This is a genomic window from Sphingomonas sp. SAFR-052 (assembly GCF_051965015.1).
In the GTDB taxonomy this organism is placed as follows: Bacteria; Pseudomonadota; Alphaproteobacteria; order Sphingomonadales; family Sphingomonadaceae; genus Sphingomonas.
On record NZ_JBQCMO010000001.1, the window covers coordinates 600,353 to 625,798 of the forward strand.

Sequence of the window (25,446 nt, forward strand, 5' to 3'; positions counted from 1 at the left end):
GCGGGTCAGAAGCTCGGCAGGTTCGGATCGCCATCGAGCAGCGGCTTGTGGATGCCGCATTCGACCTTTTCCCAGCCGGCCCAGCGGCCCGAGCGCGGGTCTTCGCCGGGCTTTACCCGGTTGGTGCAGGGTTGGCAGCCGATCGAGGGAAAACCTTGTTCAACCAGCGGGTGGCGCGGCAAGTCGTGCTGCGCGAAATAGGCGTCGATATCGGCCGGGGTCCAGGTGATGAGCGGATTGACCTTCAACCGGCCGACCGCGTCCGACGTGTCGAGTTCGAACCGCGGCAGCGCAGTGCGGGTCGCCGACTGGAACGCCTTGCGCCCGGTGAAGCTGGCATCGAACCCGGCAAGGCCGCGCGCGAGCGGTTCGACCTTGCGAAGGTCGCAGCAGCCATCGGGGTCGTAGGACCAGCGCAGCCCGGTCGCGTCCCTTGCCGCCAGCAGCGCGGGATCAGGGGTCAGGTTGCGAAAATCGGTCAGGCCCAGCCGGTCGACCAGCAGGTCGCGATAGGCGAGGGTTTCAGGGAAATGCTTGCCCGTTTCGAGGAACAGGACCGGGACCGACCGGTCAACCGAGGCGATCAGGTGCAGCAGCACCGCCGACTCCGCACCGAACGAGGAAACGGCCGCGACATTGCCGAGCAGCCGCTCGCGCAGGGCCACCGTCAGCATATCGTGCGTCGACGCATCGCGAAAACGATCGTTCAGTGCCTGCGCATCGGCGGCGGTGAAGCGCGGGGCGATGTCCAGCCGGTCGCGCACGCGAATATCGGGGTCGGCATCAGCCATGACGCAGTTTCCACACCGGCACCTGCGCATCGGCGGCCGATTGATAGACATGGTCGTAGCGTTCCAGCGCGCGTTCGAGCGCGGCGGGATCGACCGGGGCGGCGGGCGCAAAGCTGTCGAAGCCACAGCGCCGCATCAACGGAATCTGATCGACCAGCACGTCGCCCTCGGCGCGCAGTTCGCCGGTATAGCCCGCCTCGCGCAGAATACGCCCGGCCGAATAGCCGCGGCCGTCGCGGAATTTGGGGAAGCTGACCTCGATCAATGCCAGCCGGTCGAGATGCGGCAGCAGCAGGCGGGCATCGTCGCCCGCCTCGATCCGGACGGCGGTCGCGTTCGACTGGCCGAGGAAGGCGTCGAGGGTGACGGCGGGTTCGTCATGCGCGGCATCGTTGCGCAGGCGCAGGGCCTCAACCATAGATAGCCTCCTTGAACGGTTCCATGCCGATCCGGCGATAGGTGTCGACGAAGCGCTCGCCGTCGTTCCGTTCGGCGAGATAGCGGTCGGTGACGCGCTCGATCGCGTCGACCACGCCGTCCTCTGAAAAACCGGGACCGGTGATCTTGCCGAGCGAGACGTCCTGCGCCCCCGATCCGCCAAGGAGAAGCTGGTAATTCTCGGTCCCCTTCCGGTCGACGCCGAGAATGCCGATGTGCCCGGCATGATGGTGGCCGCAGGCGTTGATGCAGCCGCTGATCTTGAGCTTCAGTTCGCCCAGGTCCCGCTGGCGCACCGGATCGGCGAAGCGGTCGGCGATCTTCTGTGCGAGCGGGATCGAGCGCGCATTGGCGAGGCTGCAATAATCTAGGCCGGGGCAGGCGATGATATCGGTGATGAGGTCGAGGTTCGCCTCGGCCAGCCCGATCGCCACCAGCCGGTCATAGACGGCGCGCAGATCGGCCGAGCGGACATGCGGCAGGACGATGTTCTGCGCATGGGTGACGCGCAGTTCGGCGAAGCTGTACGCCTCCGCCAGATCGGCCATCGCGTCGATCTGATCGGCCGACGCGTCGCCCGGGATGCCGCCGGTCGGCTTCAGGCTGATCGTGACGATGGTGTAGCCGGCGCGCTTGTGGGCGTGCGTGTTCTGGTCGAGCCAGGCGGCGAATCCCGCATCGCTGCGATCAACCGGGGCGTCGGCCGTGGTGTCGGCAAAGGCGGGATCGGCGAAGAAGGCGGCGATGCGGTCGAATTCGGCCTGGGGCGGATCGATGCCCAGCGTCTTGATATGGGCGAATTCCTCGGCGACCTCGGCGCGGTATTTGTCGACGCCGATCTCGTGGATCAGGATCTTGATCCGCGCCTTGTACATATTGTCGCGGCGGCCATAGCGATTGTAGACGCGCAGGCACGCCTCCAGATAGCTCATCAGGTCCGACAGCGGCACGAAGTCGTTGACCAAGGGTGCGATCATCGGCGTACGGCCCATGCCACCCCCGACATAGACTTGCGCGCCGGCTACACCGTCCTGTTCGACGATCCGCAGGCCGATATCGTGGAGGCGCATCGCCGCGCGGTCCTCGTCGGCGGCGATCACCGCGATCTTGAACTTGCGCGGCAGGTAGCTGAATTCGGGGTGGAAGGTGCTCCACTGACGCAGCAACTCGGCCCAGGGGCGAGGGTCGGTCGTCTCGTCGGCGGCGGCGCCGGCGAACTGATCCGAACTGATGTTGCGGATGCAGTTGCCGCTGGTCTGGATGGCGTGCATCTCGACCTTGGCCAGCTTCTCGAGAATGTCGGGCGTATCGGCCAGCTTGATCCAGTTGAACTGCAGGTTCTGCCGCGTGGTGAAGTGGCCATAGCCGCGGTCATAGGTGCGGGCGATATCGGCCAGCACCCGCATCTGCGTCGACGACAGCGTGCCATAGGGGATGGCGACGCGCAGCATGTACGCGTGAAGTTGCAGATACAGGCCGTTCATCAGCCGCAGCGGCTTGAACTGGTCCTCGGTCAGGTGGCCCGACAGGCGGCGTTCGACCTGGTCGCGGAACTCCGCGACGCGGGCATCGACGATCGACTGGTCGTAGGTGTCGTATTGGTACACTTCGAAGTCCTCTCCGTTGGCGGGGAGGGGGCCGTCGCGCCAGCGACGCGGCGATTAGGGACACCCCCCTCCACCAGCCTGCGGCTGGTCCCCCTCCCCGCGGAGCGGGGAGGAGTTTGATTAGATCACCCACGCCCCGGCATCGGGGTCGGCGGGCTTGAGCGTAAGGTCGGTTCGCACCGTGGGGCCGAGCGCGCGGATGCGGTCCTTGATATGCGCGGGGCGGGGGCCTTCGGGGGTCGCTACCGCATCGATCACATAGGGTACGTTGACCCGGCGGGCGGCTTCCTCAACCAGTGCGATGCGTTCGCCATCCTCGCCGACGTCCGCCGCATCCTCGACATGGCGCGACCAGTCGCTGCCGGTCCACCACGTCACGTCGCCGGTGGCGAGATCGTTGCCGGTCAGCAGCTTCATGCCAAGGCCTCCGCCGCCCGTGCCCAGTTGCCGAGCTTGTCCTCGGCATCGGCCAGTTGCACGACCTCGCCGACGACGATCACCGCCGGACTCTTGACCCGTTCGCGCGCCACCATCGGACCGAGATCGGCGAGCAGGGTGCGCAGCGCGCGGGCGTCGGCATAGGTGCCGCGCTCCAGCACCGCGACTGGCATGTCGGGGGCGACGCCATCGGCCATCAGCTTGTCGGCGATCGCCTCCGCCGTCGCGACGCCCATATAGATCACCAGCGTGCGACCCTGTCCGGCAAGGCCCGACCAGTCCTGCTCGCTCAAACCCTTGCACTGGCCGGCGACGAAGCTGACCGCCGACGACCAGTCGCGATGGGTGAGCGGCAGCATCGCGCCCGCTGCACAGCCGAGCGCGGCGGAGACGCCCGGAATGACCTCGACCGGCAGGCCGGCGGCGCGGACCGCCTCGACCTCTTCGCCTCCGCGACCGAAGATGAACGGGTCGCCGCCCTTCAACCGGACGACGATCGCGCCGGTCTTCACGTGCGCGACGATCAGCGCGTTGATCGATTCCTGCGGCAAGGTGTGGCGCGCGCGCTGCTTGGCGACCGAGATGCGCTGCGCCGTCGCAGGTGCCAGGTCGAGCACGCGCGGGTCGATCAGCCCGTCATGGACGACGACATCGGCGGACTTCAGCGCTTCCACCGCGCGTACGGTCAGCAGGCCGGGATCGCCCGGACCTGCCCCGACAAGGATGACGCGCCCGCGCGCGGTCGGATCGAGTAACGTTGCCATGCCGCCGTAGATGCGGGCAGGGCGCCCCCCGAGCAACCGACGCTTGCTTGGGGGGCGGGAAGGGATTGTTTAGCGGCCTATTGGTTGCGCAGGCCGATGCCGATCGAGGCGCGCGCCTGTTCCGCTTCGGCCGAGACGACCGGATAGGCGCAATAGTCGGCGGCGTAATAGGCCGAGGGGCGGTGGTTGCCCGACCAGCCGATGCCGCCGAACGGTGCCGCCGACGACGCGCCGTTGGTCGGGCGGTTCCAGTTGACGATGCCGGCACGAATATTCGCCCAGAAGCCGTCATAGAGCTGCGGATCGGACGAGATCAGCGACGCCGACAAGCCGTAGCGGGTGTTGTTCGCCTCGGCGATCGCGTCTTCGAAGCTATTGACGCGGAACACCTGTAGCAGCGGGCCGAACAGTTCGACGTCGCTGCGCTCGGCAGTGTCCGACATGTCGATGATGCCGGGGGTGAGGAACGGGCGCCCCTCGACCAGCCGCTGCATGAAGCGCAGCGGACGCCCGCCGCCTGAGGTGAGCGACAGGAAGCTCTCGGTCAGCTGGTCGGCAGCTTCGTTGTCGATCACCGGACCCATGAACGGCGCGGGATCGGCGTGCGGTTCGCCGATGATGAGCCGTTCGCACAGCCGGTTGATCTCGGCCAGCAGCGGTTCGGCCAGCCGCCGTTCGACGATCAGCCGGCGCGCGGCGGTGCAGCGCTGTCCTGCGGAGGTGAAGGCCGACTGTACCACCAGCACCGCGGCGGCATAGAGGTCGGGCGTGCTCCACACGATGATCGGGTTGTTGCCGCCCATTTCCAGCGCGAGGATCTTTTCGGGTGTCTCGGCGAACTGGCGGTTGAGCGCGATGCCGGTCCGCGCCGATCCGGTGAACAGCAGCCCGTCGATATCGGGATGGCCGGCGAGCGCGCGCCCCTGTTCGGGACCACCGATCAGCAGCCGGACGCAATCCTCGGGCACGCCGCCCGCGCGGTAGCAATCGACGAGGAACGCGCCGCTGGCCGGGGTTTTTTCCGACGGCTTGAACACCACCGCGTTGCCGGCGATCAAGGCCGGAACGATGTGGCCGTTGGGCAGGTGCGCCGGGAAATTATAGGGCCCGAGCACCGCCAGCACGCCATGCGGCTTGTGGCGCAGTGCCATGCGCGAGTTGGCCTGCGCCTCCAGCCGACGCTGGCTGGTGCGTTCGCCGTATGCGGTGAGCGAGATTTCAACCTTGGCGATGACGGTTTCGACCTCGGTCCGCGCTTCCCACAGCGGCTTGCCGGTTTCACGAGCGATGACGTCGGCAAAGGCTTCGGCGCGGCTGCGCACGACGTTGGCGAAGCGGCGCATCGCTTCGATCCGGTAGGCGAGCGAGCGCGAGGCCCAGCCGGCCCAGCCGGCACGGGCGGCGGCGACTTCGGTATCGGCATCGCCGACAGGGGCACGCCACAGGGTCGCGCCGGTTGCGGGTTCGGTCGAGACGAGTTCGGCCATGCTGAAGTGTATCCGCCTCCTGGTTGGCGCGCATCCTTGGACCAGAATGCGCAGCGATGCCAGTTGTGTGCTACGAACGGTCGGGGTCAGGCAAGCGCTTGCCCGATGCGGCGGATCGCGGCGACCTTGTCCTCGAACGCCGTCCAGTCGTCGCGCTCGGCGATGGCGGCCCAGATCGCCTCCACCTCGTCGATCAGCATCGAACAGGGGGCGGCGTCGGACCAATAGGGATGGCTGCGGTCGCTGCGCGGACGATAGTCGGACAGCAGCGCACGGACGGGTTCGAATGCGGTCCAGTCTTCGCCTTCGGGCAACCAGCCGCCGAATGCCTCGAAAAAGAAGTGGTCGATGGGCATCTGCGACGCGGCCAGCGCGGCGGTGACCGCGTCGGCGAGTGCCCGGTCGCTTGCTGGGTCGCGTGAGACGACGCCCAGCCGCCACAGCATCGCGTCGGCCAGTGCCGTTGCATAGCGTTCGGGGAAGGCCTCCAGCACCTCGATCAGTGGCGGTGCATCGACGACGGTGCGCAGCGCCACCGCCAGTTGCATGACGTTCCAGTGCATCGCGTCGGGCTGGCGACCGAAGGCGTAGAGCCCCTGATGATCGAAATAGGCGGCGGTGAAGGTAGCGTCCCAAGTCGGCGCGAACCGCCACGGGCCGTAATCGAAGCTCTCGCCGGTCACGTTGATATTGTCGGTGTTGAGCACGCCGTGCACGAACCCCGCCGCCATGAACCGTGCGGCGAGCGTCGCGACACGACCGACGACCTCGTCGAACAGTTCGATCGCGGGGGCGCTGCCCGGCGTGCGGCCGTAGAGACGGGTGAGCACATAGTCGATCAGCCGGTGCATCGCGTCGGCATCGCGTTCATAGGCCAGCCGCTGAAAGGTGCCGATCCGGACATGGCTGTGGTTCAGCCGCACCAGCACGGCCGAGCGCGTCGGCGAGGGTTCGTCGCCGCGCACCAGTTCCTCGCCGGTCTCGATCAGCGAGAAGCTGCGCGAGGTGGGGACGTTCAGCGCCTCGAGCATCTCGGTCGCCAGCACTTCGCGCACGCCGCCCTTCAGCGTCAGGCGACCGTCGCCGAAGCGGCTGTACGGGGTCTGGCCCGACCCCTTGGTGCCGAGGTCGAGCAGCCGCTCGCGATGGTCGGTCGCCTGCGCGTACAGGAAGCCGCGCCCGTCGCCGATATCGGGGTTGTACGACTGGAACTGATGGCCGTGATAGCGCAGCGCCAGTGGTTGCGGAATGCTGCCGGGCAGGGGGGTGAAGCGGCCGAAATGGTTGAGCCACGCTGCGTCGGTGAGGGGTAGGGTACTGGCAGCCTCGCCAAGTTCGTTACCCGAGCGCAGGCTGGGGTCTCGTTGTTGGGGCAGGTCGCGCTCACCATCGGAAGACCCCAGCCTGCGCTGGGGTGACGTGTCCACCCCGCCCGCCACAATTCCGATCTGCGCCGCCGCCCGGTCGTTCCTGAACCGCAGGATATGTTCCGGAAAGGCCGCAGGCGTCACGGCATCGTAGAACGGTTCGCCCAGCGCCAGAATATCGGTGCGGGGGCGATAGCGAGCGGGTTGCGGGTTTTCGGCCATGCGGCGATATGGGGGGCGATGGCGCTATCCGACAAGCAACGCTTCACTGATGCATATTGGTGGTCGAACGACGGCCTGCGGTTGCATTATCGCGACTATGCCGGGCGGGCCGACCGGCCGGCGATCCTGTGCCTGCACGGGCTGACCCGCAATGCCCGCGACTGGGAGGATGTCGCCGACCGGCTCGCCGGAGAATGGCGGCTGATCGTGCCGGAGATGCGCGGCCGAGGCGAGAGCGGCTATGCCCGCGATCCGATGACCTATGTACCGCTGGTCTATCTGCAGGATGTCGAGGCGCTGCTGAACCAGTTGGAACTGCCGCAGGTCGTCGCGTTCGGCACGTCGCTGGGCGGGATCCTGACGATGTTGCTGGCCGCGACCGATCGCGACCGGATCGCGGCGGCGCTGCTCAACGACGTCGGACCCGAACTCGATCCGGTCGGGCTGGGGCGGATTCGCGGCTATGTCGGCAGGCAGGTCAGCCACCCGACCTGGATGCATGCGGCGCGCGCGGTCGCCGAGAACAATGGCGACGTCTATCCGGGTTATGAGGTGCAGGACTGGCTGCACATGGCCAAGCGGGTGCACCGGCTGAATTCGGCGGGGCGCATCATCCTCGATTACGACATGAAGATCGCCGAGCCGTTCCGCGTGCCCGGCAATGAAGCGGGTCCGGACATGTGGCGCGCCTATGAAGCGCTGGCGGGCAAGCCGGTGTCGATCGTTCGCGGCGAACTGTCGGATATCCTGCCGGCGCAGGTCGGGACGGCGATGGCCGAGCGGATCGGTACCGCCGAACTGACGACGATCGCCGGGGTCGGCCACGCCCCGACGCTGACCGAACCGGCGTCGGTGGCGGCGATCGACCGGTTGCTGGCGCGGGTGGCGGGGGCGTGAGCGCGCCGGTCCGCATCCTGCACCTCCATTCCTCCTTCGCCTATGGCGGCAAGGAGGCGCGGGCGATCCGGCTGATGCATGCATGGGGGTCGAACGCCGTGCATACGATCGTGTCGGGCGTGCCCGAGCGGACCGAGGCGCAGGCGGCGATCGGTAGCCATATCCGATACGAGATCGCACAGAACCCGCCGCCCTTGACCGGCAAGCCATCGGTCGCACGGTTCGAAGCGATCGCGCGGTTCATGCGCCGCTTCGATCTGGTGCTGACCTATAATTGGGGCGCGATCGACGGGGTGATGGCGAAGCGGGTGTTCGCCAAGGGCGCGCCGCCGGTGATCCATCACGAAGACGGCTTCAACGAGGATGAGGCGACCCGGCTGAACCCGGTGCGCAACCTGTATCGCCGCTTCGCGCTGGGCGCCGCCGATGCGCTGGTCGTCCCGTCCGAGCGGTTGCTGGACGTTGCGCGGACGGTGTGGAAACAGCCGGACAACCGGCTGCATTTGATCGGCAACGGCGTGCCGGTCGCGCGGTTCGCACAAGGCTGCGCGCCCGATACGATTCCTGGTTTCCGCCGCAAGGCCGGCGAGGTCGTGATCGGCTGTGTCGCCGGCCTGCGCGAGGTGAAGGACCTGCCGCTGCTGGTCCGCTCGGTCGGCGGGATTTCGGTCAAGGTGCGGCTGGTGATCGTCGGCGAGGGTCCCGAGCGCCAGAATATTCTCGATGCCGCAGAGGCGATGGGGATCGACGACCGTGTCCATCTGCCCGGCTTTCTGCCCGAGGCGTGGCGGTACATGGGGCTGTTCGACATCTTCGCGCTGTCGTCGAAGAGCGAGCAGCAGCCGATTTCGGTGATGGAGGCGATGGCCGCCGGGCTGCCGGTCGTCGCGCCGCCGCTGGGCGATATCGGCAGGATGGTGTCGGAGGCGAACCAGCCGTATATGGGCATCGACCGGATGGAGGTGCATCTGCGCGACCGGTTGCAGATGCTGGCGGTCGATCCGGCGGCGCGGCGCTATGTCGGCGAAAGCAACCGTGCCAAGGCCTATGCCGAATTCGACGAGGCGACGATGATCGCCAGCTACAAGGCGTTGTACGAACGCGCGATCGGGCGGCCGGGGGCGCTGGGTCAGCCGGTCTGAACGTCGGCTTCGGCCAGCCAGGCGCGGGCCGGTTCGAGCGCGTCGAACACCGCCGTTTCGCGGGCGGCGGTGATACGACGGGCCTGCATCGCGTCGAGCGCCGATGCCGATACGATCGCGATCCGCTCCATCTCGCCGATCTGGTTCCGGCGGAATTCGACCAGCGCCTCGGTGACGCCGCGGACGTGCAGGCCACAGGTGCGAATGTCGAGGAGCAGGTGCCGGGGCATCAACCGGGCGGGCGTGGCGCGGATGTCGGCAGTGACCGCCGCGATATAGGCTTCGGCGGTCGCGATCGTCCATTGTCCGTCGAAGGTGATGATGACGGTCCGCTGCGCGTGGTCGTGCACGATGGAAAAGGACGGGTCCGTCATACACGATGCCTTAGCCGGTGCCGGGACCAATTGATATATCGGTGCGATATGGAACGTTGGCGTACGGGTTGCCCTGCCATCGTGCCCGTCCGGCAACGGGCGGTCCTCGCAATTTGCTCGCGTTCGGCGTCTGGTGCGATTAATGACGCTTCGATGCGATCGTCGGCTCTGTCCGTCCGCACGAGGTTCCCGCTGGAGGTTGCGTTGTTCAAAGGTCTGTCGCCCATCGTCTATAACGGCCGCGAAGTCTGGCCGCTGATCGAAGGGGGCAAGGGCGTTGCCGCGACCAACCACGCCTCGGCCGGGGCATGGGCGGCGGCGGGCGGGATCGGCACCGTCTCGGCGGTGAATGCCGACAGCTATGATGCCGAGGGCAAGATCATTCCGCAGGTGTACAAGGCGCTCACCCGCCGCGAACGCCATGAGGAACTGATCGAATATGCGATCGAGGGCGCGGTGCAGCAGGTGCGGCGCGCATGGGAGATTGCGGGCGGCAAGGGCGCGATCAATATCAACGTCCTGTGGGAAATGGGCGGGGCGCAGCGCATCCTGCATGGCGTGCTCGAGCGGACGCGGGGCCTAGTCTCGGGCGTGACCTGCGGCGCGGGGATGCCGTACAAGCTGTCCGAGATCACCGCCTCCTACGGTGTCAGCTATCTGCCGATCGTGTCGTCGGGCCGTGCGTTCCGCGCGCTGTGGAAGCGCGCCTATTCGAAGGCCGCCGAATGGCTGGCGGCGGTGGTCTATGAGGACCCGTGGCTGGCGGGCGGGCATAACGGCCTGTCGAATGCCGAGAATCCTCTGGAGCCGCAGGACCCCTATCCGCGCGTCCGCGACCTGCGCGCGACGATGCGCGAGGGCGGCATTTCCGACGACGTGCCGATCGTGATGGCCGGTGGCGTCTGGTATCTGCGCGACTGGAACGACTGGATCGACAATCCCGAGCTCGGCAAGATCGCGTTCCAGTTCGGCACCCGCCCGCTGCTGACGCAGGAAAGCCCGATCCCCGAGGAGTGGAAGGCGAAGCTGATGGAGATCGAGGAGGGCGAGGTGCTGCTGCACCGGTTCAGCCCGACCGGCTTCTATTCGTCGGCGGTGCGCAACCCGTTCCTACGCAACCTCGAGGCGCGCTCGGAGCGGCAGATCGCCTTCTCGACGCAGGAGGCGGGCGACCATGTCTTCCAGCTCGACGTCGGCGTGAAGGGCCGCAATTTCTGGGTGACGCAAGGCGATCTGCTGCGTGCGCGCGAATGGTTCGGGCAGGGCTTCACCGACGCGCTGAAGACCCCGGACAATACGCTGGTGTTCGTGACGCCGGAAGAGAAGGGCATCATCCGCAAGGACCAGGCGGACTGCATGGGCTGCCTGTCGCAGTGCAGCTTTTCGAGCTGGGCCGATAGCGAGACCAACTCGACCGGGCGGCTGGCCGATCCGCGCAGCTTCTGCATCCAGAAGACGCTGCAGGACATCGCTCATGGCGGTCCCACCGACCAGAATCTGATGTTCGCGGGGCACGCCGCCTATAACTTTAAGCGCGACCCCTTCTATTCCAACGGGTTCGTGCCGAGCGTGAAGCAGCTGGTCGATCGTATCCTGACCGGGGATTGAGGGCCGGGCTGTCCAGCGATCATGTCGCGGCGTTGGCCGTGGTCGATCGCCTGTTGCGGCGGGCGCAGGAACCGTGGTGGGTGATCGCTGGTGCGGCCGTGGCGCTGCACACAACGGAGCCGGTCGCGGTCGACGATATCGACGTGTTGCTCGCGATGCGGGACGTGGCGTTGATCGCGAACCTGCCCGGGCTGGTGCGCAAGGGCGGGGATCGCGATGCGCGGTTCCGATCGGCCTTTTATGCGTCGCTGCCGGTCGGTACGGTCGAGGTCGAGTTCATGGCCGGCTTCGCGCTGTGCGGCGAGCAAGGCTGGCAGCCGGTATGGCCGCGGTCGCGGGTGTTGGTCGACATGGCGGGGCTGGCGGTGCCGACGCCGGATCGCGCCGAACTGGTCGCGATGCTGCGGGCGTTCGGCCGGCCCAAGGATCTGCAACGCGAAAGGTTGCTGGGCTGCTGACCGGGGCGGCGTACCGCCCCGGCCGATCCGATCAGTCGTCGGCGACGGTGCCGACCACTGCCCCACCGACGCCACCCACGGCCGCGCCCTTTTCGACATTGCCACCGGTTGCCGCCGCGATGCCGGCACCGCCCGCCGCGCCGATCGCGCCACCGCGCAACGTCGAACAGGCGGCCAGCGAGCTGCCGGCGGCGAGGGCGAGGACGATAGTCGCGATCTTTTTCATGGGGTTACTCCTGTTGTACACACAGCCCCGCCAATGATTGTGCGCCGCGACGGTTCCAAACCCGTCCCATTGCAACACAAAGAAACATTACAGGTGCCATTAACCTGCATCGCGATAGACTGCCCCTATGAAGTCCGCGTTGATCGTTCGCCACGTTCCCTATGAAGGCTGTGCCGGATACCGGGCGCCGGTGGAGGCGGCGGGGTACGTGATCGACCGGATCGACGTGACCGATCCGGCCTTCGCCACCGCCGACCTGACTGCGCCCAACCTGCTGATCGTGATGGGCGGGCCGATGGGCGTGTATGACGTCGCCGAGAACCCGTGGATTCCCGGCGAGATCGCGTCGCTGTCGCGGCGTCTGGCGGCGGACCTGCCGACGCTAGGCATCTGTCTGGGTGCACAGATGATGGCGGCGGCGCTGGGCGCGAATGTCTACAAGGGCAGCGGCGGGTGCGAGATCGGGTTTGCGCCGATCGACCTTGCCGATCCGGATTCACCGCTGCGCCATGTCGCGGGGGTGCCGGTGCTGCACTGGCATGGCGACACGTTCGACCTACCCGAGGGGGCCGAGTTGCTGGCGACCACCGCGCGCTACCGGCAGGGGTTCCGGCGGGGGAGCAACCTGCTGGCGCTGCAATTCCATGCCGAGATGGGCGAGGATGCGCGGTTCGAGGCGTGGCTTGATTATCTCGATTGCCCGAACCATCGCGGCGAGCTGACCGAGGAGTATCGGACGCTCGGGCCTGCGGCGGTGCGGGCCGGGCAGGCGATGATCGCGGAGTGGTTGGCGGGGCTTCGGGTCTGACCGCGCGATGCGCCCGCCTTCGTTCAAGCGACGTTTCGCGGTGAGCGGCCCGATGCTGAAAACGCCCGGTTTTCTGGCCAAAGTTCACTAAGTTCACGCCTGTGCAGTGTCGGTTCATGGTGCGGAGCGGCAGTGTCAAAGAGCGGGTCGCGCAAGGACCGTCGGAGATGTTGGCAGGCATTGGCCGTGTAGGAAACTATGGGTCAACCGGCTTTAAAGGGAAGCGAACATGCGCATCAACGCTTCCATATTCAGTAAATCAAGCCAAGCGACGTCATTAGAACAAGAGAAACGAACACCGTCAGCGCCAGAAAGAGCGTTCCAAAAATCCGACAGCCGCCCAGCGACCGCCCGTCATCGTCTGCATCTGGACGCAAACGGACAGAGCCCTTCAAGGCGGATTGCCCGCCAACCACCCTGCGGTTATCGGCGAGACATGGCGCACCGCTTGCCCTCGTATATCGGGACCGTCCGGCGCATGCTGCTGGCCGTGCTTGCGATTGCGCTCGCCTTGCCGATGGGCGGCGGCATCTGCGAAGCGCAGGCGGCGATGCTCGCGCATTCGGTCGCGGAGCCTGCCTGCGCCGACATGCCGAAGGAACGGCACCATCCGGTCAAGGCGGCTTCGATCGACTGCGCCTTGTGTGTAGCGCTGCCGGGTCCGGCAGCGGCTCCCGACGCATCCGTACCCGTCATCGCGATAATACCCGTCGCCGGTCTGGCCAGCTGCCTTGCGGGATTGTCCGGGGGGCCGGCGCCCCCGCCTCCACGGATCGTCTGACGCTCGACACTATCGGAACGTCAGACGAACCAAGGAACTATCATATGAAGAAGATCTCGATCATCGCCGCCGCCCTCGTGCTCGGCGTCCCGGCTACCGCCTATGCAGCCGCCGGTTGCTGCAAGGGCATGACGTGCTGCAAGCAGGACGCCGACTGTTGCAAGGACGGCAAGAGCGACTGCTGCAAGGACATGAAAAAGGGCGGCGACCACGCCGACCACGCAGCTCGCAAGTAACGCGAACGGCAGGCGGCGGGGCGTTGGACGCTCCGCCGTCTGCTCTGCGAGCGACGGCGGTCCTTCGACGATCTGCCTACCGCAACCCTTCCAACACCTGATCCGGCGGGCGGTGCCCGTCCGCCCAGACGCGGATGTTGGTAATCACCTTTTCCCCCATCGCCACGCGGCCTTCCAGCGTCGCCGACCCCATATGCGGGGTCATCACGACATTGGGCAGCGCGAGCAGACGGGGATCGATCGCCGGTTCGTGCGCCCAGACGTCCAGCCCGGCACCGGCCAGCCGCCCGCCCTCCAGCGCGTCGACCAGCGCCTCCTCGTCGACGATGCCGCCGCGCGAGGCGTTGATGAGATAGACGTGGCGGCGCAGGCGGGCGATGCGGCGGGCGTCGAGCAGGTTCTCGCTGTCGGCGTTGCGCGGGGTGTGGATGGTCAGCAGGTCGATCTGTCCGAGCATCTGGTCGAGATCGGCATGCCATGTCGCGCCGAGCTCGGCCTCGACCACTTCGGGCAGGCGGTGGCGGTTGTGGTAATGGATCGACAGGCCGAAGGCGCGGGCGCGGCGGGCGACGGCCTGGCCGATGCGGCCCATGCCGATGATGCCGAGCGCCTTGCCGCCGATGCGGTGGCCGAGCATCCCGCCGGGGCTCCACCCCTTCCACTCGCCCGATCGGACCAGCTTTTCGCCCTCGGCCAAGCGGCGCGGCACTGCGAGGATCAGCGCCATGACCATGTCGGCGGTATCCTCGGTCAGGACGCCCGGCGTGTTGGTGACGATGATCCTGCGGGCGCGAGCAGCCTTCAGGTCGATATGGTTCACGCCCGCGCCGTAATTGGCGATCAGGCGCAGGCGATCGGGTGCGGCATCGATCAGCGCGGCATCGATCACGTCGGTCACGGCGGGGACCAGCACGTCGCAATCAGCCATGGCGGCGGCCAGTTCGTCGCGGGTAAAGGCGTGGTCGTCGGGGCTGACCACCGTGTCGAACAGCGTCGCCATCCGCCCCTCGGTCGCTGCCGGCAGACGCCGCGTCACCTGGACTCGCGGATGGCGGGGTGGGGCTGCTGAAACGGTCATGGGTACCGGATTGGCGGCTGGGCGAACCTGCGTCAACGGCTTGCGGGCACGGTGTCGTTGCCGATAGAGGCGGGGTTCGGACAAAAGGGGACGATAACATGCGCTTCGCAAGGCAATCGATCGCGGTCGCGTCGATGCTGGTGGTGCTGGCGACCGGAGCGGCGGAGGCGCAGCGCCGCAAGCCGCCTTATTATGCGTCGATCGCCGCGGGCGAGGCGCGGATGCGCAGCGGCCCCGGCAAGAACTACCCGACGCAATGGGTGTATCGCCGCGCCGACCTGCCGATCAAGGTCGTCGATATCTATCAGGACTGGCGCCGGGTCGAGGACCCCGACGGCACGCGCGGATGGTTGCAGGTCGGATTGCTGAGCGACCGGCGCACCGCGTTCGTCGGGCGCGAGGTCGTGGAGTTGCGCGCATCGCCGCAATCGGGTGCGGCGGTGGTATGGCGCGCGGCGCCGGGCGTGGTCGGGCGGTTGTCGCGGTGCAACGGCGCGTGGTGCTTCTTCGACGTGCGCGGGCGTGGCGGCTATGTCGAGCAGTCGCGGCTGTGGGGCGTCGATCCAGGGGAGACGATGTAGGGCGCCGGTGCTCGTCGTTGCCGCTTTGCGGGAGATCCCTGCGAAGTCCTTCTCTCGACACGGAACCTTCCGTACCCCCGCGAAGGCGGGGGTCCAGAGTCCGGGAGAACAAAGGTTTGCTCGTGTCGCTCCTGGGCCCCCGCCTTCGCGGGGGCACGAACAGGCATGGCCCATTCCCACACCCAAACTCCGCCATTTACCTCCGCCCCCAGTCCGACGATAACCGTTGTTACGATCGGCGCGGTTTCACCGCAGGACATATGGGGCAATATGGTCAAATGGTTGATGGGTGCGGCGTTGCTGGCATTGGGTCAGGCCGGCATGGCGAGTGAACCGGCAGCGCCGGTGGCGGCGAGCGAGGCGGTGAAGGCAGGGGATCTGACGCTAGAACGCGTCTTTGCCAGCCCTGACCTGAACGGGGCCGCGCCGCAGAACCTGCGGCTGTCGCCCGACGGCAAATATGTGACGCTGCTGCGCAACCGCGCGGATGAGCGCGAGCGGTTCGACCTGTGGGCGATGGACACGACCAGCCGCGAATGGCGGATGCTGGTCGATTCGAAGAAGGTCGGCACCGGCGCCGCGCTGTCCGAGGCGGAAAAGATGCAGCGCGAGCGCGACCGGTCGCTGACCGGCAAGCGCGGTATCCTCGCCTATGACTGGGCACCCGATGGCAAGTCGATCCTCGTGCCGCTCGACGGCGACCTCTACCTTGCGTCGATCGACGGCAATGTCCGGCGGCTGACCAACAGCGACAGCGGCGAGCTGAACCCCGTGGTCAGCCCCGAGGGGCGCTATGTCAGCTTCGTGCGCGACCAGAATCTGGTGACGCTCGACCTGAAGACGGGGCAGGAAACCGCGGTCACGACCGAGGGCAAGGATACCGTCCATTTCGGTGAGGCGGAGTTCGTCGCGCAGGAGGAGATGGACCGGCGCACCGGTTACTGGTGGTCGCCCGACGACCGGCTGATCGCGGTCGAACGCTTCGACGAGGCGCCGGTCGGCATCGTCACCCGATCGGCGATCGGTGCCGAGGGAACCAGCATCTATCAGCAGCGCTATCCCAAGGCGGGGACGCCCAACGTGCTGGTCGAACTGTACGTCATGAAGCCCGATGGATCGGGCAAGGTGAAGGTCGATCTCGGCCCCGATCCCGATATCTATCTGGCGCGGGTCGACTGGACGCCCGATGGCAAGGCGCTGCTGGTCCAGCGGCAGAACCGGTCGCAGACGAAGCTCGACATGCTGCGCGTCGATCCGGCGACCGGGGCGGCAACCGTGCTGTTCAGCGAGGAGAGCGGGCCGAAGAGCTGGGTCAACCTGTCGAACGCCTATCATGCGATGAAGGACGGGAGCCTCATCTGGTCGTCGGAACGCGACGGCTATGCGCATCTCTATCGCTGGAAGGGCGGCAAATGGACGCAGCTGACCAGCGGCAAATGGATGGTGTCCGATCTGGCAGGCGTCGATGAGGCCAAGGGCCGCATCTATTTCCTCGGCAACAAGGACGATGTGCTCGAACGGCAGCTGTACCGCGTCGACATCAACCGGCCGGACGTCATCACCCGGCTGACCGAGCGGGGCTGGTCGTACAGCGCGTCGATGGATGGGAAGGCGTCGCGGCTGATCGTGTCGCGCTCCAACCCCGACCAGCCGGCGCAGACCTATCTGGCCGATACCGCCGCCAAGCGGATCGCGTGGATCAACGAGAACGCGTTGACCGGCGACCACCCCTACGCGCCCTATGTCGCCAGCCACCGCCCGACCGAGTTCGGGACGATCAAGGCGGCGGACGGTTCGACGCTGTATTGGAACATGATCACGCCGAAGCTGGAGCCGGGCAAGCGCTACCCCGTGTTCTTCTCGCATTACGGTGGCCCGGGAAGCCAGGTGGTGAAGCGCGCCTGGGGTGGGGCGCTGCGGCAATATCTGGTCGATCGCGGCTGGATATGGTTCGAGATCGACAATCGCGGATCGCCCGAACGCGGCAAGGCGTTCGAGGACCAGATCCATCAGGCGATGGGCACGGTCGAGGTCGACGACCAGATCGCGGGGGCGAACTATCTGAAGACGCTGCCGTTCGTCGCGCCCGACAAGATCGCGACCTATGGCTGGTCGTACGGTGGATACATGACGCTGAAGATGCTGGAAAAGGCGCCGGGCGTGTTCGCCGCCGGCGTGTCCGGCGCGCCGGTGTCGCGGTGGGAGCTGTACGACACCCATTATACCGAACGCTATATGGGCGATCCGCGCGTGGTCGGGGATGCCTATACCGCGTCGGCAGCGGTGCCCGATGCGGCGAAGATCAGGGACCCGCTGTTGCTGATCCACGGCATGGCCGACGACAATGTCGTGCTCGAACATTCGACGGCGATGATGGCGGCGATGCAGAAGAGCGCGACGCCGTTCGAACTGATGCTGTATCCGGGACAGACGCACCGCGTCGGCGGACAAGGTGTCAGCGAACATCTGTGGAAGACGATCCTGAACTTCCTCGATCGCCAAGTCGTGCAAAAGTAAAACCCAAATGGTGTATTGACGTCCGACTTTTCCCAAGTCAGCCTATGTATCAAGGACTTGGGGGAGTCGGGCGATGGGGGAAGTTGCGGGCGGGATCGCACCGGTCACGGGGCGCGCGCGGATCGAGGTGCTGGACGTCCTGCGCGGGCTGGCCATCCTCGCCATCTATTACATGAACGTGACGACGCAGGCCTCGGCGACGACGCTGTTGTTCGCCGATTTCCGCTGGATCGGATGGACGCCGATCGACCGAGTGGCGTGGGGCTTCGTCATGATCTTCCTCGAGGGGACGCAGCGCGGCGTGCTCGAACTGCTGTTCGGGGCGGGGTTCATGGTGCTGACCGCGCGGGCGATGCGGCCCGACGGGCCGGTGGCGGTCGCCGACCTGTTCTATCGCCGGACGCTGTGGCTGTTGTTCTTCGGGCTGGTCAATGTGTTCGTCGTGCTGTGGGTCGGCGACATTTTGACCGTCTATGCGCTGGCCTCGCTGTTCCTGTTTCCGTTCCGTCTGCTGGGGTCCAAGGCGCTGGTGGCGCTGGGTAGCCTGTTCGCGCTGTTCACGGCGGCGGGGGGCCTCAGCGAATATGTCCCGCGGCTCGCCATGCAGGCGAAGGTCGAGCGCGCGCAGGCGGCACAGGCGGCGGGCCGGTCGGTGGCGAAGGACGATGCCAAGGCGCTCAAGGAATGGAACCAGAAGATCGCCAAGCGCCAGCCGAACGAGAAGATGGCCAAGGATCTGGTCAAGGAGCGCAAGGCGCATGCCGGCGGCTGGCTGCCCTATGCCAGCTATTACTGGGACGGCTGGATGAAGTTCATGGTCGGCAAGGGGCTGATCGCCATGGCGGTGGTCGAGGCGTTCTGCGTGATGCTGATCGGCGTGGCGCTGTGGAAATGGCGGATTATCCAGGGTGAGCGGACGACGCACTTCTATCTGGGGCTGATGGTCGCCGCTTATGGCTTCGGGCTGACGGCGCGCGCGGTCGGGGTGGTCGAGATGATGCCGCTGCTGCCGACCGCCAAGACGATCTGGTTCACGCAGGAGGCGGCGCGGATCGCGGTCAGCATCGGCCATGTCGCTGCGGTCAATCTGGCGATGAAGACGGTGAGCGGCACGCGGCTGCTTCACCCATTCCGCGCGGTCGGGCGGATGGCGTTCTCGGTCTATTTCCTCGAACAGATCATCGGGCTGCACATCCTGTTCGCGCCCTATGGGTTCAACCTATGGGGGAAATACGGGCATGCCGGACAGTTCGCGATCGCGACCGGGGTGATCGTGGTCAGTGCCATCGCCGCCAATCTATGGGCGCGCTGGTTCGCGATCGGGCCGCTCGAATGGGCATGGCGGAGCCTTGCCTATTGGCAGCGCCAGCCGTTCCGGCGTCGCCCCGATCAGGTGCCGGAGGTGCTGCCCGGGCCGACGCTGGTCCCCGCGTGACTTTACAAAAGGTGCAGAACCGGTATGCCGCGCGCAAGATTTGATCGCGGAGAAGTCGAGTGGGTTATCGGGTAGTCGTCACCGGGGCGACCGGCAATGTCGGTCGCGAGATGCTGAACATCCTGGCGGAGCGCGAATTTCCGATCGACGATCTGGCAGTGCTGGCATCGTCGCGCTCGGCGGGCGAGATGGCCGATTTCGGCGAGACCGGCAAGCAGTACAAGATCCAGAATATCGAGCATTTCGATCCGACCGGATGGGACATGGCGCTGTTCGCGATCGGCAGCGAAGCGACCAAGGTCTATGCGCCGAAATTCGCCGCCGCCGGCTGCACCGTCATCGACAATTCGTCGCTGTACCGCATGGACCCCGACGTGCCGCTGATCGTGCCCGAGGTGAACCCGGAGGCGATCGACGGGTACAAGGCGCGCAACATCATCGCCAACCCCAATTGCTCGACCGCGCAGATGGTCGTCGCCCTCAAGCCGCTGCACGATGCCGCGACGATCACGCGGGTCGTCGTCGCCACCTATCAATCGGTGTCGGGTGCGGGCAAGGCGGGCATGGACGAGCTGTTCGAACAGAGCCGCAACATCTTCGTCGGTGACTCGGCGGACCCCAAGAAGTTCACCAAGCAGATCGCGTTCAACGTGATCCCGCACATAGACAGCTTCCTCGACGACGGGTCGACCAAGGAAGAATGGAAGATGGTGGTCGAGACCAAGAAGATCCTCGACCCCAAGATCAAGGTCGTCGCGACCTGCGTTCGCGTGCCGGTGTTCGTCGGCCATAGCGAAGCCATCAACATTGAGATGGAAAACGAGCTGTCGGCCGAGGACGCGCAGAAGATCCTGCGCGAGGCACCCGGCATCATGCTGGTCGACAAGCGCGAGGACGGTGGATACGCGACCCCGATCGAATGCGTCGGCGACTTCGCGACCTATGTCAGCCGCGTGCGCGAGGATTCGACCGTCGAGAACGGGTTAGCCCTGTGGTGTGTGTCGGACAATCTGCGCAAGGGTGCGGCGCTGAACGCGGTGCAAATTGCGGAATTGCTGGGTCGTCGGCACTTGAAAAAGGACTGAGCGTCCGTTCCCGGACACAGTTCGTTACAAGCGACGAACATATCCTAAAGGGTCGTTAACCGGTTTCGGTTAACGTTTGCCCATGGAACCGGGAACTGTCCGCGACGATGCCGTGCACCGGGGTGCGTGGGAAGCGATCTGCCGTTCGCAGGCGGTGATCGAGTTCGCGCTCGACGGGACGGTCCTGTGGGCGAACGACGCGTTCCTCGCTACGATGGGCTATGCCTTGGCCGAGGTACAGGGACGGCATCATCGTATCTTCTGTTCGGCGACCGAGGGAATTTCGCCGGCCTATGCCGCGTTCTGGCGCAAGCTGGCCGGGGGCGCGTTCGAAGGCGGGCTGTACCGCCGCGTCGACCGGCAGGGTCGCGACGTGTGGTTGCAGGCGACCTACAACCCGGTGCTCGATGCGCAGGGCCGCCCGTCCAAGATCGTCAAGATCGCCACCGACATGACCCGGCAGATCGTGCTGGAGCATGAGGTGCAGGCGCGGCTGGAGGAGGGCAACCGCTTCCGCACCGCGCTGGAGGGGCAGAAGGAGGCGCTGCAATCGGCGATGACGCAACTGGCCGGCATCGTCGCGTCGATCGGCGATATCACCGCGCAGACCCGGCTGGTCGCGCTGAACGCCGCGATCGAGGCGGCGCGGGCGGGAGAAGCCGGCACCGGCTTCGCGGTCGTCGCGCGCGAGGTGAAGTCGCTGGCCGACGATATCCGCGTCGCGACCGAGCGCGCGGCGACGATGCTGCGCGATCATGGCGGAGCGGCGTTGGCGGCCTGAGCGTCAATAGCCGGTATAGCGCCCCGGGCGGTGCCACGCGATCAGGATGCCGCTGATCGCCGCGGCGCTGAGCGCCGACCACGCGACCTGTACCGGGGCCACCACCGCGAATGAGGCGGCGAGGATGCCGAGGTCGATCGCGATCTGCGTCCGTCCGGCATTCCATTCGCGGGTGCGTTGCAGCCAGAGCGTTACCACCCCGGTCCCGCCGACCCCGGCATCGTGGCGGGCAAGCGCGAGGATGCCCATGCCGATCACGGTTCCGCCGGCGATCGCGGCGAAGGCGGGATGCACCTCGACGATGCGGAAGCCGTAGCGCGCCATGGTCGAAAACACCGCGATCCCGGCATTGACCGCGATCGTGCGCAGCATGAACCGCGTGCCCATCGCCCGCTTGGCGAACAGGAAGAAGGGGATGTTGATCAGCGTGAACAGCACGCCGGTCGGCAGCGGGATCAGATAGGAGACCAGCAGCGCGACCCCGGCAATGCCGCCGGTCACCAGCCCCGCGGCGCGGAGCAACGCCAGCCCGAGCGCGATCATCACGCACCCGACGACGATGGCATAGACGTCCTCGGACCGGCTGTGCGGTACACCTTCATGGGGCAGGGCAGGGGCGATGGCGTCGATCTCCGGTCAGGCCGGCATCCTCCCCGTTTGTTGTTTTATTGCGTGGGTACCTATCCTGCTTCGGGGGAGAGGTGAAGCGGCTAATTCTGCTTCGCCTCCACGCGCGATCGGCGCAGTTCGGCGACCTCCTTCGCCACCGGTTCGCTCTCGCAGATCGTGCGATCGGCGGCGGTGAGCGTCTTGGCATCGATACAGGCGAAGGGCTGCTGCATCTTACCCAATAGCGAGATCGGTTCGACCCGCGCGTCGCGGGCGGCGATCACCGGGGCGAGGTCGGTCAGGAAGCGTTGCCAGCCGGTGGTTTCGTCGGGGTCTTCGTCCGCCGCCGGGGGAATGGCGGCGGCGGTGCGGCGCAGCGCTTCGGCTTCGTCGAACCGCCCGAGCTGGCGCAGCGCATTGGCGGCGCGCGCAGTAAGGGCGCGGCGGTCGGTTGGCGGGGTGGTGGCGGGCAGGGCGGCGACGCGCGCGGCGAATTCGTTCTGATAGCGGGTGGCAAGCGCGGGAACGCCCTTGTCCATCGCGTCCGGCGTTACCGCCCAGATCGCGCGCAGCAGCAGCCAGAGTGACTGGCTTTCGGGGCGACCGATCCGCTTCGCCAGCCATGCCGCCCGGTAATAGGGTTCGTCGCGTGCGACCAGTTCGCGATAGTCGGGCGTCGCGATCAGCGTCGCCAGCTGCGCGACCTCGGCCGCAGTGAAGGCGTCGAACATCACCAGCCGGTTCGATGGGCATTCCGGCAGGGGAAAGGGGAAGGGCATGTAGCTGTACGGCTTTCCGTCCGGGCGCGATCCATAGGTGCTGTAGGTACCCGATCGCCAAGCCTGGAACCGCTCGCCGCCGACCGGGCAGATGGTCTCTGCCATGTCGCCATGATGGCCGAGCGGCATGACCGGCGGTTCGGGCGGCGGGGCGGGAGTGGTCTGGAGCAGCAGCGCGAGCAACATGGGGCGACCTCCGGTCGGTATCGTCGGGGCGAAGGTGCCGGGTTCGCGGCGCGACCGCAATGCGGATCGGAACCGTGGCGGTACGGCCATGGTTGTGGCAGCGAACGAGAGGGCGTCACATGGCCGAAGTAGTGTCGGGCGGGTGTCAGTGCGGGCGGATCCGCTATACGGTGACGATCCGCGATGACGAGGCGTATCTGTGCCACTGCCGGATGTGCCAGCGGGCGACCGGCGGGGTATCGATCGCGTTCAAGAACGTCGCCAAGCGCGACGTGGCGTGGGATCGGCGACCCGACCTGTATGCCTCGTCACCGATCGCCAAGCGCGGCTTCTGTCGCGAATGCGGGACCCCGCTCAGTTTCGAATTTCCCGATGGCGACAATATCGACCTGACGATCGGCAGCTTCGACGAACCGGCGCGGTTCCAGCCGCATCATCATTTCGGGGTGGAGAGTTGGCACCCGCAATGGCTCGACACGCGGGGCCTGCCCGAATATCGCGCCGACGAACACCCACCGACCGTCGAACGCTGGAAGAACGCACTTGGCCCATCCTGAACCCACGACCCATCGTTTCGCCAGCTTCGACGGGGCCGAGATCGCATGGACCGAACTGGGCGAGGGACGGCCGGTGGTGCTAATCCACGGCTATTTCAGCGACGCGCAGACCAACTGGATCAAATATGGCCATGCGGCGAAGGTCGCGGCGCTCGGGCGACGGGTCATCATGCCCGATCTGCGGGCGCATGGGTTGAGCGCGCGGCCGCATGCGGCGGCGGCCTATCCGCCCGATGCGCTGGCGAAGGATGGCATGGCGCTGATCGACCATCTCGGCCTGACTGATTATGATCTGGGCGGCTATTCGCTCGGCGCGCGGACGTCGGTGCGGATGGTGACGATGGGGGCGACGCCGGGCAAGTTGGTGCTGAGCGGCATGGGGCTGGAGGGGTTGCTCGATACCGGGCGGCGCGCGGCACATTTCCGGCGCATCCTGACGAACCTCGGCAGTTTCGAGCGCGGGTCGCCCGAATGGATGGCGGAGGCGTTTCTGAAGACCACCGGCGGCGATCCGGTGGCGTTGCTCGGCATCCTCGACACCTTCGTCGACACGTCGCGCGAGGAACTCGCCGGCATCGCCCAGCCGGTGCTGGTGCTGGCGGGCGAGGAGGATGACGATAATGGCAGTCACCGGGCGCTGGCCGATCTGTTGCCCGATGCCCGGCTGGTCGAGACGCCGGGCAACCATATGAGTGCGGTGGTGAAGAAGGAACTGGGCGACGCGATCGCGGCGTTCCTGGCCTGAAATCCTTCCCGCGGGCGGGGTGGAGTTACTTCACCACCTGCTCATATTGCTCCAGCACCCATTCCTCTTCCTGCGCGGCGGCGATCCAGTCCTGCATCCACGGATGGTTGATGAGGGTGATGATGTACCCCATCGCAAAGCGCGGGCAGGGCAGCGAATAGGTGACGATGCGCGTCGCGACCGGTGCGAACATGATGTCGGCCGCGCCGAATTCGCCGAACAGAAAGTCCCCGCCATGGCCGAAGCGCGCCCGCGCCTGCGCCCATAGTTCGTAGATGCGCGACAGGTCGGCCAGCACATCGTCGTCGGGCTGGGTCGGGTCATAGACCTGCCGGACGTTCATGCTGTGCTTGCGGCGCAGCGGCGCGAAGCCCGAATGCATTTCGGCCGCCATCGACCGCGCCATCGCACGCGCGGCGGGATCGACCGGCCAGAATTTGTCGCCGCCCGACTTCTCGTTCAGATATTCGACGATCGCCAGGCTGTCCCACACGACGATCTCGTCGCCGTCCCACAGGATCGGGACCTTGCCCGACGACGGCGCGAACTCGTCGCCCTCGCGCCGTTTGTCCCAGTCGGCATCGTACAGCGGCACGACGACCTCCTCGAACGGCAGGCCCGACAGCTTGGCCGCCAGCCAGCCGCGCAGCGACCAGGAGGAATAGGCCTTGTTCCCGATAATGAGTTTCAGCATGGGCGCGGTCGTGCCACGTCGCCTCCGGCGTGTCGAGCCATTGGAACCGGGGGCGAAACGATCCGTTGCCAACGCCATGGCTGAAAACGACCAAAGCGGGGATCCGCACAGCGTGGGCGACGTGCTCGACCGATTGCGGGAACTGGGCGAACAGGCCGGCGGGGACAAGGCGAAGTTGGGCGACATGCTGGAGGCGCTGGGCCAGCGCGCCTATGGTCCGTTCTTCATCATCTTTCCCATGATCGATATCTCGCCGGTCGGCGGCATCCCCGGCCTGCCGACCGCGATGGCGGTTGTGATGATCCTGCTGGCGGTACAGTTGGTGTTCGGGCGCGAGCATTTGTGGCTGCCGGGGTTTCTCGCCAATCGCGGGTTGAAGGGGGAGAAGTTGGTGAAGGTCGCCGACAAGACGCGGCCAATCGCGAAGCGGATGGATAAATGGTTTCACGGCCGGCTGCCCGCGCTGACCAAGGGACCGATGGTCAAGGTCGCCGGGGTCGCGGTGATCCTGCTGTGCCTGACCGTGCCGCCGCTCGAACTACTGCCCTTTGCCAGTACCGCGCCGATGGCGGCGATCATGGCGTTCGGCATCGCGCTGCTGGTGCGTGATGGGGTGTTGATGATGGTCGCCTGTGCGCTGTCGGTCGGCGCGGTGGCGCTGGGGGCGGGGTTGTTCGCGTCGCGGCAGGGGTAGGTTTTCCCAGAGAGCGTCACCCCAGCGCAGGCTGGGGTCTGCCCGTTGGAGCGCGTAGCAT

General features: G+C 66.6%; 28 protein-coding genes. 15 read left to right on the forward strand and 13 right to left on the reverse strand.

The genetic code is table 11. From position 1 onward, the window contains the following. Positions 1–5: 5 nt before the first annotated feature. The 7 genes from ACTHQV_RS02780 to ACTHQV_RS02810 form a co-directional block, all read right to left on the reverse strand. The gene (locus tag ACTHQV_RS02780; protein ID WP_440488251.1) at positions 6–791 is read right to left on the reverse strand and encodes a phosphoadenylyl-sulfate reductase; all 786 of its coding nucleotides are present in this window, start codon (positions 789–791) and stop codon (positions 6–8) included. Further along, on the reverse strand, positions 784–1,209 hold the full coding sequence (locus tag ACTHQV_RS02785) for a DUF934 domain-containing protein (RefSeq protein ID WP_440488252.1): 426 nt from the start codon (positions 1,207–1,209) through the stop codon (positions 784–786). The genes ACTHQV_RS02780 and ACTHQV_RS02785 overlap by 8 nt, the downstream gene beginning before the upstream one ends. Beyond that, positions 1,202–2,836: a nitrite/sulfite reductase gene (locus ACTHQV_RS02790; protein ID WP_440488253.1), complete on the reverse strand. Its 1,635-nt coding sequence runs from the start codon at positions 2,834–2,836 to the stop codon at positions 1,202–1,204. The genes ACTHQV_RS02785 and ACTHQV_RS02790 overlap by 8 nt, the downstream gene beginning before the upstream one ends. A gap of 120 nt (positions 2,837–2,956) precedes the next feature. After that, entirely contained in the window at positions 2,957–3,253 is a 297-nt protein-coding gene (locus ACTHQV_RS02795; RefSeq protein WP_126014464.1) for a DUF2849 domain-containing protein, read from the reverse strand. Next, on the reverse strand, positions 3,250–4,038 hold the full coding sequence (gene cobA, locus ACTHQV_RS02800; protein WP_440488254.1) for a uroporphyrinogen-III C-methyltransferase: 789 nt from the start codon (positions 4,036–4,038) through the stop codon (positions 3,250–3,252). The genes ACTHQV_RS02795 and cobA overlap by 4 nt, the downstream gene beginning before the upstream one ends. A 77-nt stretch (positions 4,039–4,115) precedes the next feature. Further along, entirely contained in the window at positions 4,116–5,525 is a 1,410-nt protein-coding gene (astD, locus tag ACTHQV_RS02805) for a succinylglutamate-semialdehyde dehydrogenase (protein ID WP_440488255.1), read from the reverse strand. An 86-nt stretch (positions 5,526–5,611) separates the two neighbouring features. Further along, positions 5,612–7,114 carry a protein adenylyltransferase SelO family protein gene (locus tag ACTHQV_RS02810; protein WP_440488256.1) on the reverse strand — a complete coding sequence of 501 codons (1,503 nt, stop codon included), beginning with the start codon at positions 7,112–7,114 and terminating at the stop codon, positions 5,612–5,614. 18 nt (positions 7,115–7,132) lie between these two features. Between ACTHQV_RS02810 and ACTHQV_RS02815 the strand changes: the two genes are divergently transcribed. Both ACTHQV_RS02815 and ACTHQV_RS02820 read left to right on the forward strand, forming a co-directional pair. After that, on the forward strand, positions 7,133–8,011 hold the full coding sequence (locus ACTHQV_RS02815; protein ID WP_440488257.1) for an alpha/beta fold hydrolase: 879 nt from the start codon (positions 7,133–7,135) through the stop codon (positions 8,009–8,011). Next, a complete protein-coding gene (locus ACTHQV_RS02820; protein ID WP_440488258.1) occupies positions 8,008–9,153 on the forward strand; it encodes a glycosyltransferase in 1,146 nt (381 codons plus the stop codon). The genes ACTHQV_RS02815 and ACTHQV_RS02820 overlap by 4 nt, the downstream gene beginning before the upstream one ends. On the opposite strand, the gene ACTHQV_RS02825 is transcribed toward ACTHQV_RS02820, so the two are convergent. After that, on the reverse strand, positions 9,141–9,527 hold the full coding sequence (locus tag ACTHQV_RS02825; protein WP_440488259.1) for an STAS/SEC14 domain-containing protein: 387 nt from the start codon (positions 9,525–9,527) through the stop codon (positions 9,141–9,143). The two genes, ACTHQV_RS02820 and ACTHQV_RS02825, sit on opposite strands and share 13 nt — an antisense overlap. 204 nt (positions 9,528–9,731) lie before the next feature. Here ACTHQV_RS02825 and ACTHQV_RS02830 point away from each other — a divergent pair, with 204 nt between their 5' ends. Together ACTHQV_RS02830 and ACTHQV_RS02835 are read left to right on the forward strand one after the other, a co-directional pair. Beyond that, positions 9,732–11,135, forward strand: coding sequence for an NAD(P)H-dependent flavin oxidoreductase (locus ACTHQV_RS02830; RefSeq protein ID WP_440488260.1), 1,404 nt, complete (start codon positions 9,732–9,734; stop codon positions 11,133–11,135). After that, positions 11,132–11,593 carry a hypothetical protein gene (locus ACTHQV_RS02835; RefSeq protein ID WP_440488261.1) on the forward strand — a complete coding sequence of 154 codons (462 nt, stop codon included), beginning with the start codon at positions 11,132–11,134 and terminating at the stop codon, positions 11,591–11,593. The genes ACTHQV_RS02830 and ACTHQV_RS02835 overlap by 4 nt, the downstream gene beginning before the upstream one ends. A 31-nt stretch (positions 11,594–11,624) precedes the next feature. Here the strand turns inward: ACTHQV_RS02835 and ACTHQV_RS02840 are convergent, their stop codons facing one another. Further along, positions 11,625–11,819: a hypothetical protein gene (locus ACTHQV_RS02840; RefSeq protein WP_440488262.1), complete on the reverse strand. Its 195-nt coding sequence runs from the start codon at positions 11,817–11,819 to the stop codon at positions 11,625–11,627. Positions 11,820–11,946: 127 nt separating this feature from the next. Between ACTHQV_RS02840 and ACTHQV_RS02845 the strand changes: the two genes are divergently transcribed. The 3 genes from ACTHQV_RS02845 to ACTHQV_RS02855 all read left to right on the forward strand — a co-directional run bounded on the left by ACTHQV_RS02845 (position 11,947) and on the right by ACTHQV_RS02855 (position 13,644). Further along, complete coding sequence (locus ACTHQV_RS02845; RefSeq protein ID WP_440488263.1) at positions 11,947–12,627, forward strand: glutamine amidotransferase-related protein; 681 nt, start codon at positions 11,947–11,949, stop codon at positions 12,625–12,627. Between the two features lie 478 nt (positions 12,628–13,105). Continuing rightward, a complete protein-coding gene (locus ACTHQV_RS02850; protein WP_440488264.1) occupies positions 13,106–13,408 on the forward strand; it encodes a hypothetical protein in 303 nt (100 codons plus the stop codon). A gap of 44 nt (positions 13,409–13,452) precedes the next feature. Then, complete coding sequence (locus ACTHQV_RS02855; RefSeq protein WP_440488265.1) at positions 13,453–13,644, forward strand: hypothetical protein; 192 nt, start codon at positions 13,453–13,455, stop codon at positions 13,642–13,644. Positions 13,645–13,720: 76 nt separating this feature from the next. Here the strand turns inward: ACTHQV_RS02855 and ACTHQV_RS02860 are convergent, their stop codons facing one another. Beyond that, positions 13,721–14,722 (reverse strand): 2-hydroxyacid dehydrogenase, encoded by a 1,002-nt coding sequence (locus ACTHQV_RS02860; RefSeq protein ID WP_440488266.1) that lies wholly within the window; start codon positions 14,720–14,722, stop codon positions 13,721–13,723. A 98-nt stretch (positions 14,723–14,820) separates the two neighbouring features. On the opposite strand from ACTHQV_RS02860, the gene ACTHQV_RS02865 reads away from it, so the two are divergent. From ACTHQV_RS02865 to ACTHQV_RS02885, 5 genes are all read left to right on the forward strand, one after another. Further along, positions 14,821–15,303: an SH3 domain-containing protein gene (locus tag ACTHQV_RS02865; RefSeq protein ID WP_440488267.1), complete on the forward strand. Its 483-nt coding sequence runs from the start codon at positions 14,821–14,823 to the stop codon at positions 15,301–15,303. Between the two features lie 270 nt (positions 15,304–15,573). Continuing rightward, positions 15,574–17,820 carry a S9 family peptidase gene (locus tag ACTHQV_RS02870; RefSeq protein WP_440488268.1) on the forward strand — a complete coding sequence of 749 codons (2,247 nt, stop codon included), beginning with the start codon at positions 15,574–15,576 and terminating at the stop codon, positions 17,818–17,820. 73 nt (positions 17,821–17,893) lie between these two features. After that, entirely contained in the window at positions 17,894–19,255 is a 1,362-nt protein-coding gene (locus ACTHQV_RS02875; RefSeq protein WP_440488269.1) for a DUF418 domain-containing protein, read from the forward strand. Positions 19,256–19,314: 59 nt separating this feature from the next. Next, positions 19,315–20,340: an aspartate-semialdehyde dehydrogenase gene (locus ACTHQV_RS02880; protein ID WP_440488270.1), complete on the forward strand. Its 1,026-nt coding sequence runs from the start codon at positions 19,315–19,317 to the stop codon at positions 20,338–20,340. Positions 20,341–20,422: 82 nt separating this feature from the next. Beyond that, the gene (locus tag ACTHQV_RS02885; protein WP_440488271.1) at positions 20,423–21,121 is read left to right on the forward strand and encodes a methyl-accepting chemotaxis protein; all 699 of its coding nucleotides are present in this window, start codon (positions 20,423–20,425) and stop codon (positions 21,119–21,121) included. Positions 21,122–21,124: 3 nt separating this feature from the next. Here ACTHQV_RS02885 and ACTHQV_RS02890 read toward each other — a convergent pair whose 3' ends face one another. After that, on the reverse strand, positions 21,125–21,751 hold the full coding sequence (locus ACTHQV_RS02890) for a YitT family protein (RefSeq protein ID WP_440488308.1): 627 nt from the start codon (positions 21,749–21,751) through the stop codon (positions 21,125–21,127). An 80-nt stretch (positions 21,752–21,831) separates the two neighbouring features. Beyond that, entirely contained in the window at positions 21,832–22,695 is an 864-nt protein-coding gene (locus ACTHQV_RS02895) for a hypothetical protein (protein ID WP_440488272.1), read from the reverse strand. Positions 22,696–22,814: 119 nt separating this feature from the next. On the opposite strand from ACTHQV_RS02895, the gene ACTHQV_RS02900 reads away from it, so the two are divergent. Continuing rightward, on the forward strand, positions 22,815–23,252 hold the full coding sequence (locus ACTHQV_RS02900; RefSeq protein WP_440488273.1) for a GFA family protein: 438 nt from the start codon (positions 22,815–22,817) through the stop codon (positions 23,250–23,252). Further along, positions 23,239–23,997 carry an alpha/beta fold hydrolase gene (locus ACTHQV_RS02905; RefSeq protein WP_440488274.1) on the forward strand — a complete coding sequence of 253 codons (759 nt, stop codon included), beginning with the start codon at positions 23,239–23,241 and terminating at the stop codon, positions 23,995–23,997. Before ACTHQV_RS02900 ends, ACTHQV_RS02905 begins: the two co-directional genes overlap by 14 nt. A 25-nt stretch (positions 23,998–24,022) precedes the next feature. On the opposite strand, the gene ACTHQV_RS02910 is transcribed toward ACTHQV_RS02905, so the two are convergent. Beyond that, entirely contained in the window at positions 24,023–24,691 is a 669-nt protein-coding gene (locus ACTHQV_RS02910) for a glutathione S-transferase family protein (protein WP_440488275.1), read from the reverse strand. Between the two features lie 76 nt (positions 24,692–24,767). Between ACTHQV_RS02910 and ACTHQV_RS02915 the strand changes: the two genes are divergently transcribed. After that, positions 24,768–25,385, forward strand: a complete 618-nt coding sequence (locus ACTHQV_RS02915; RefSeq protein WP_440488276.1) for an exopolysaccharide biosynthesis protein — start codon at positions 24,768–24,770, stop codon at positions 25,383–25,385. The last annotated feature ends 61 nt before the right edge of the window (positions 25,386–25,446 follow it).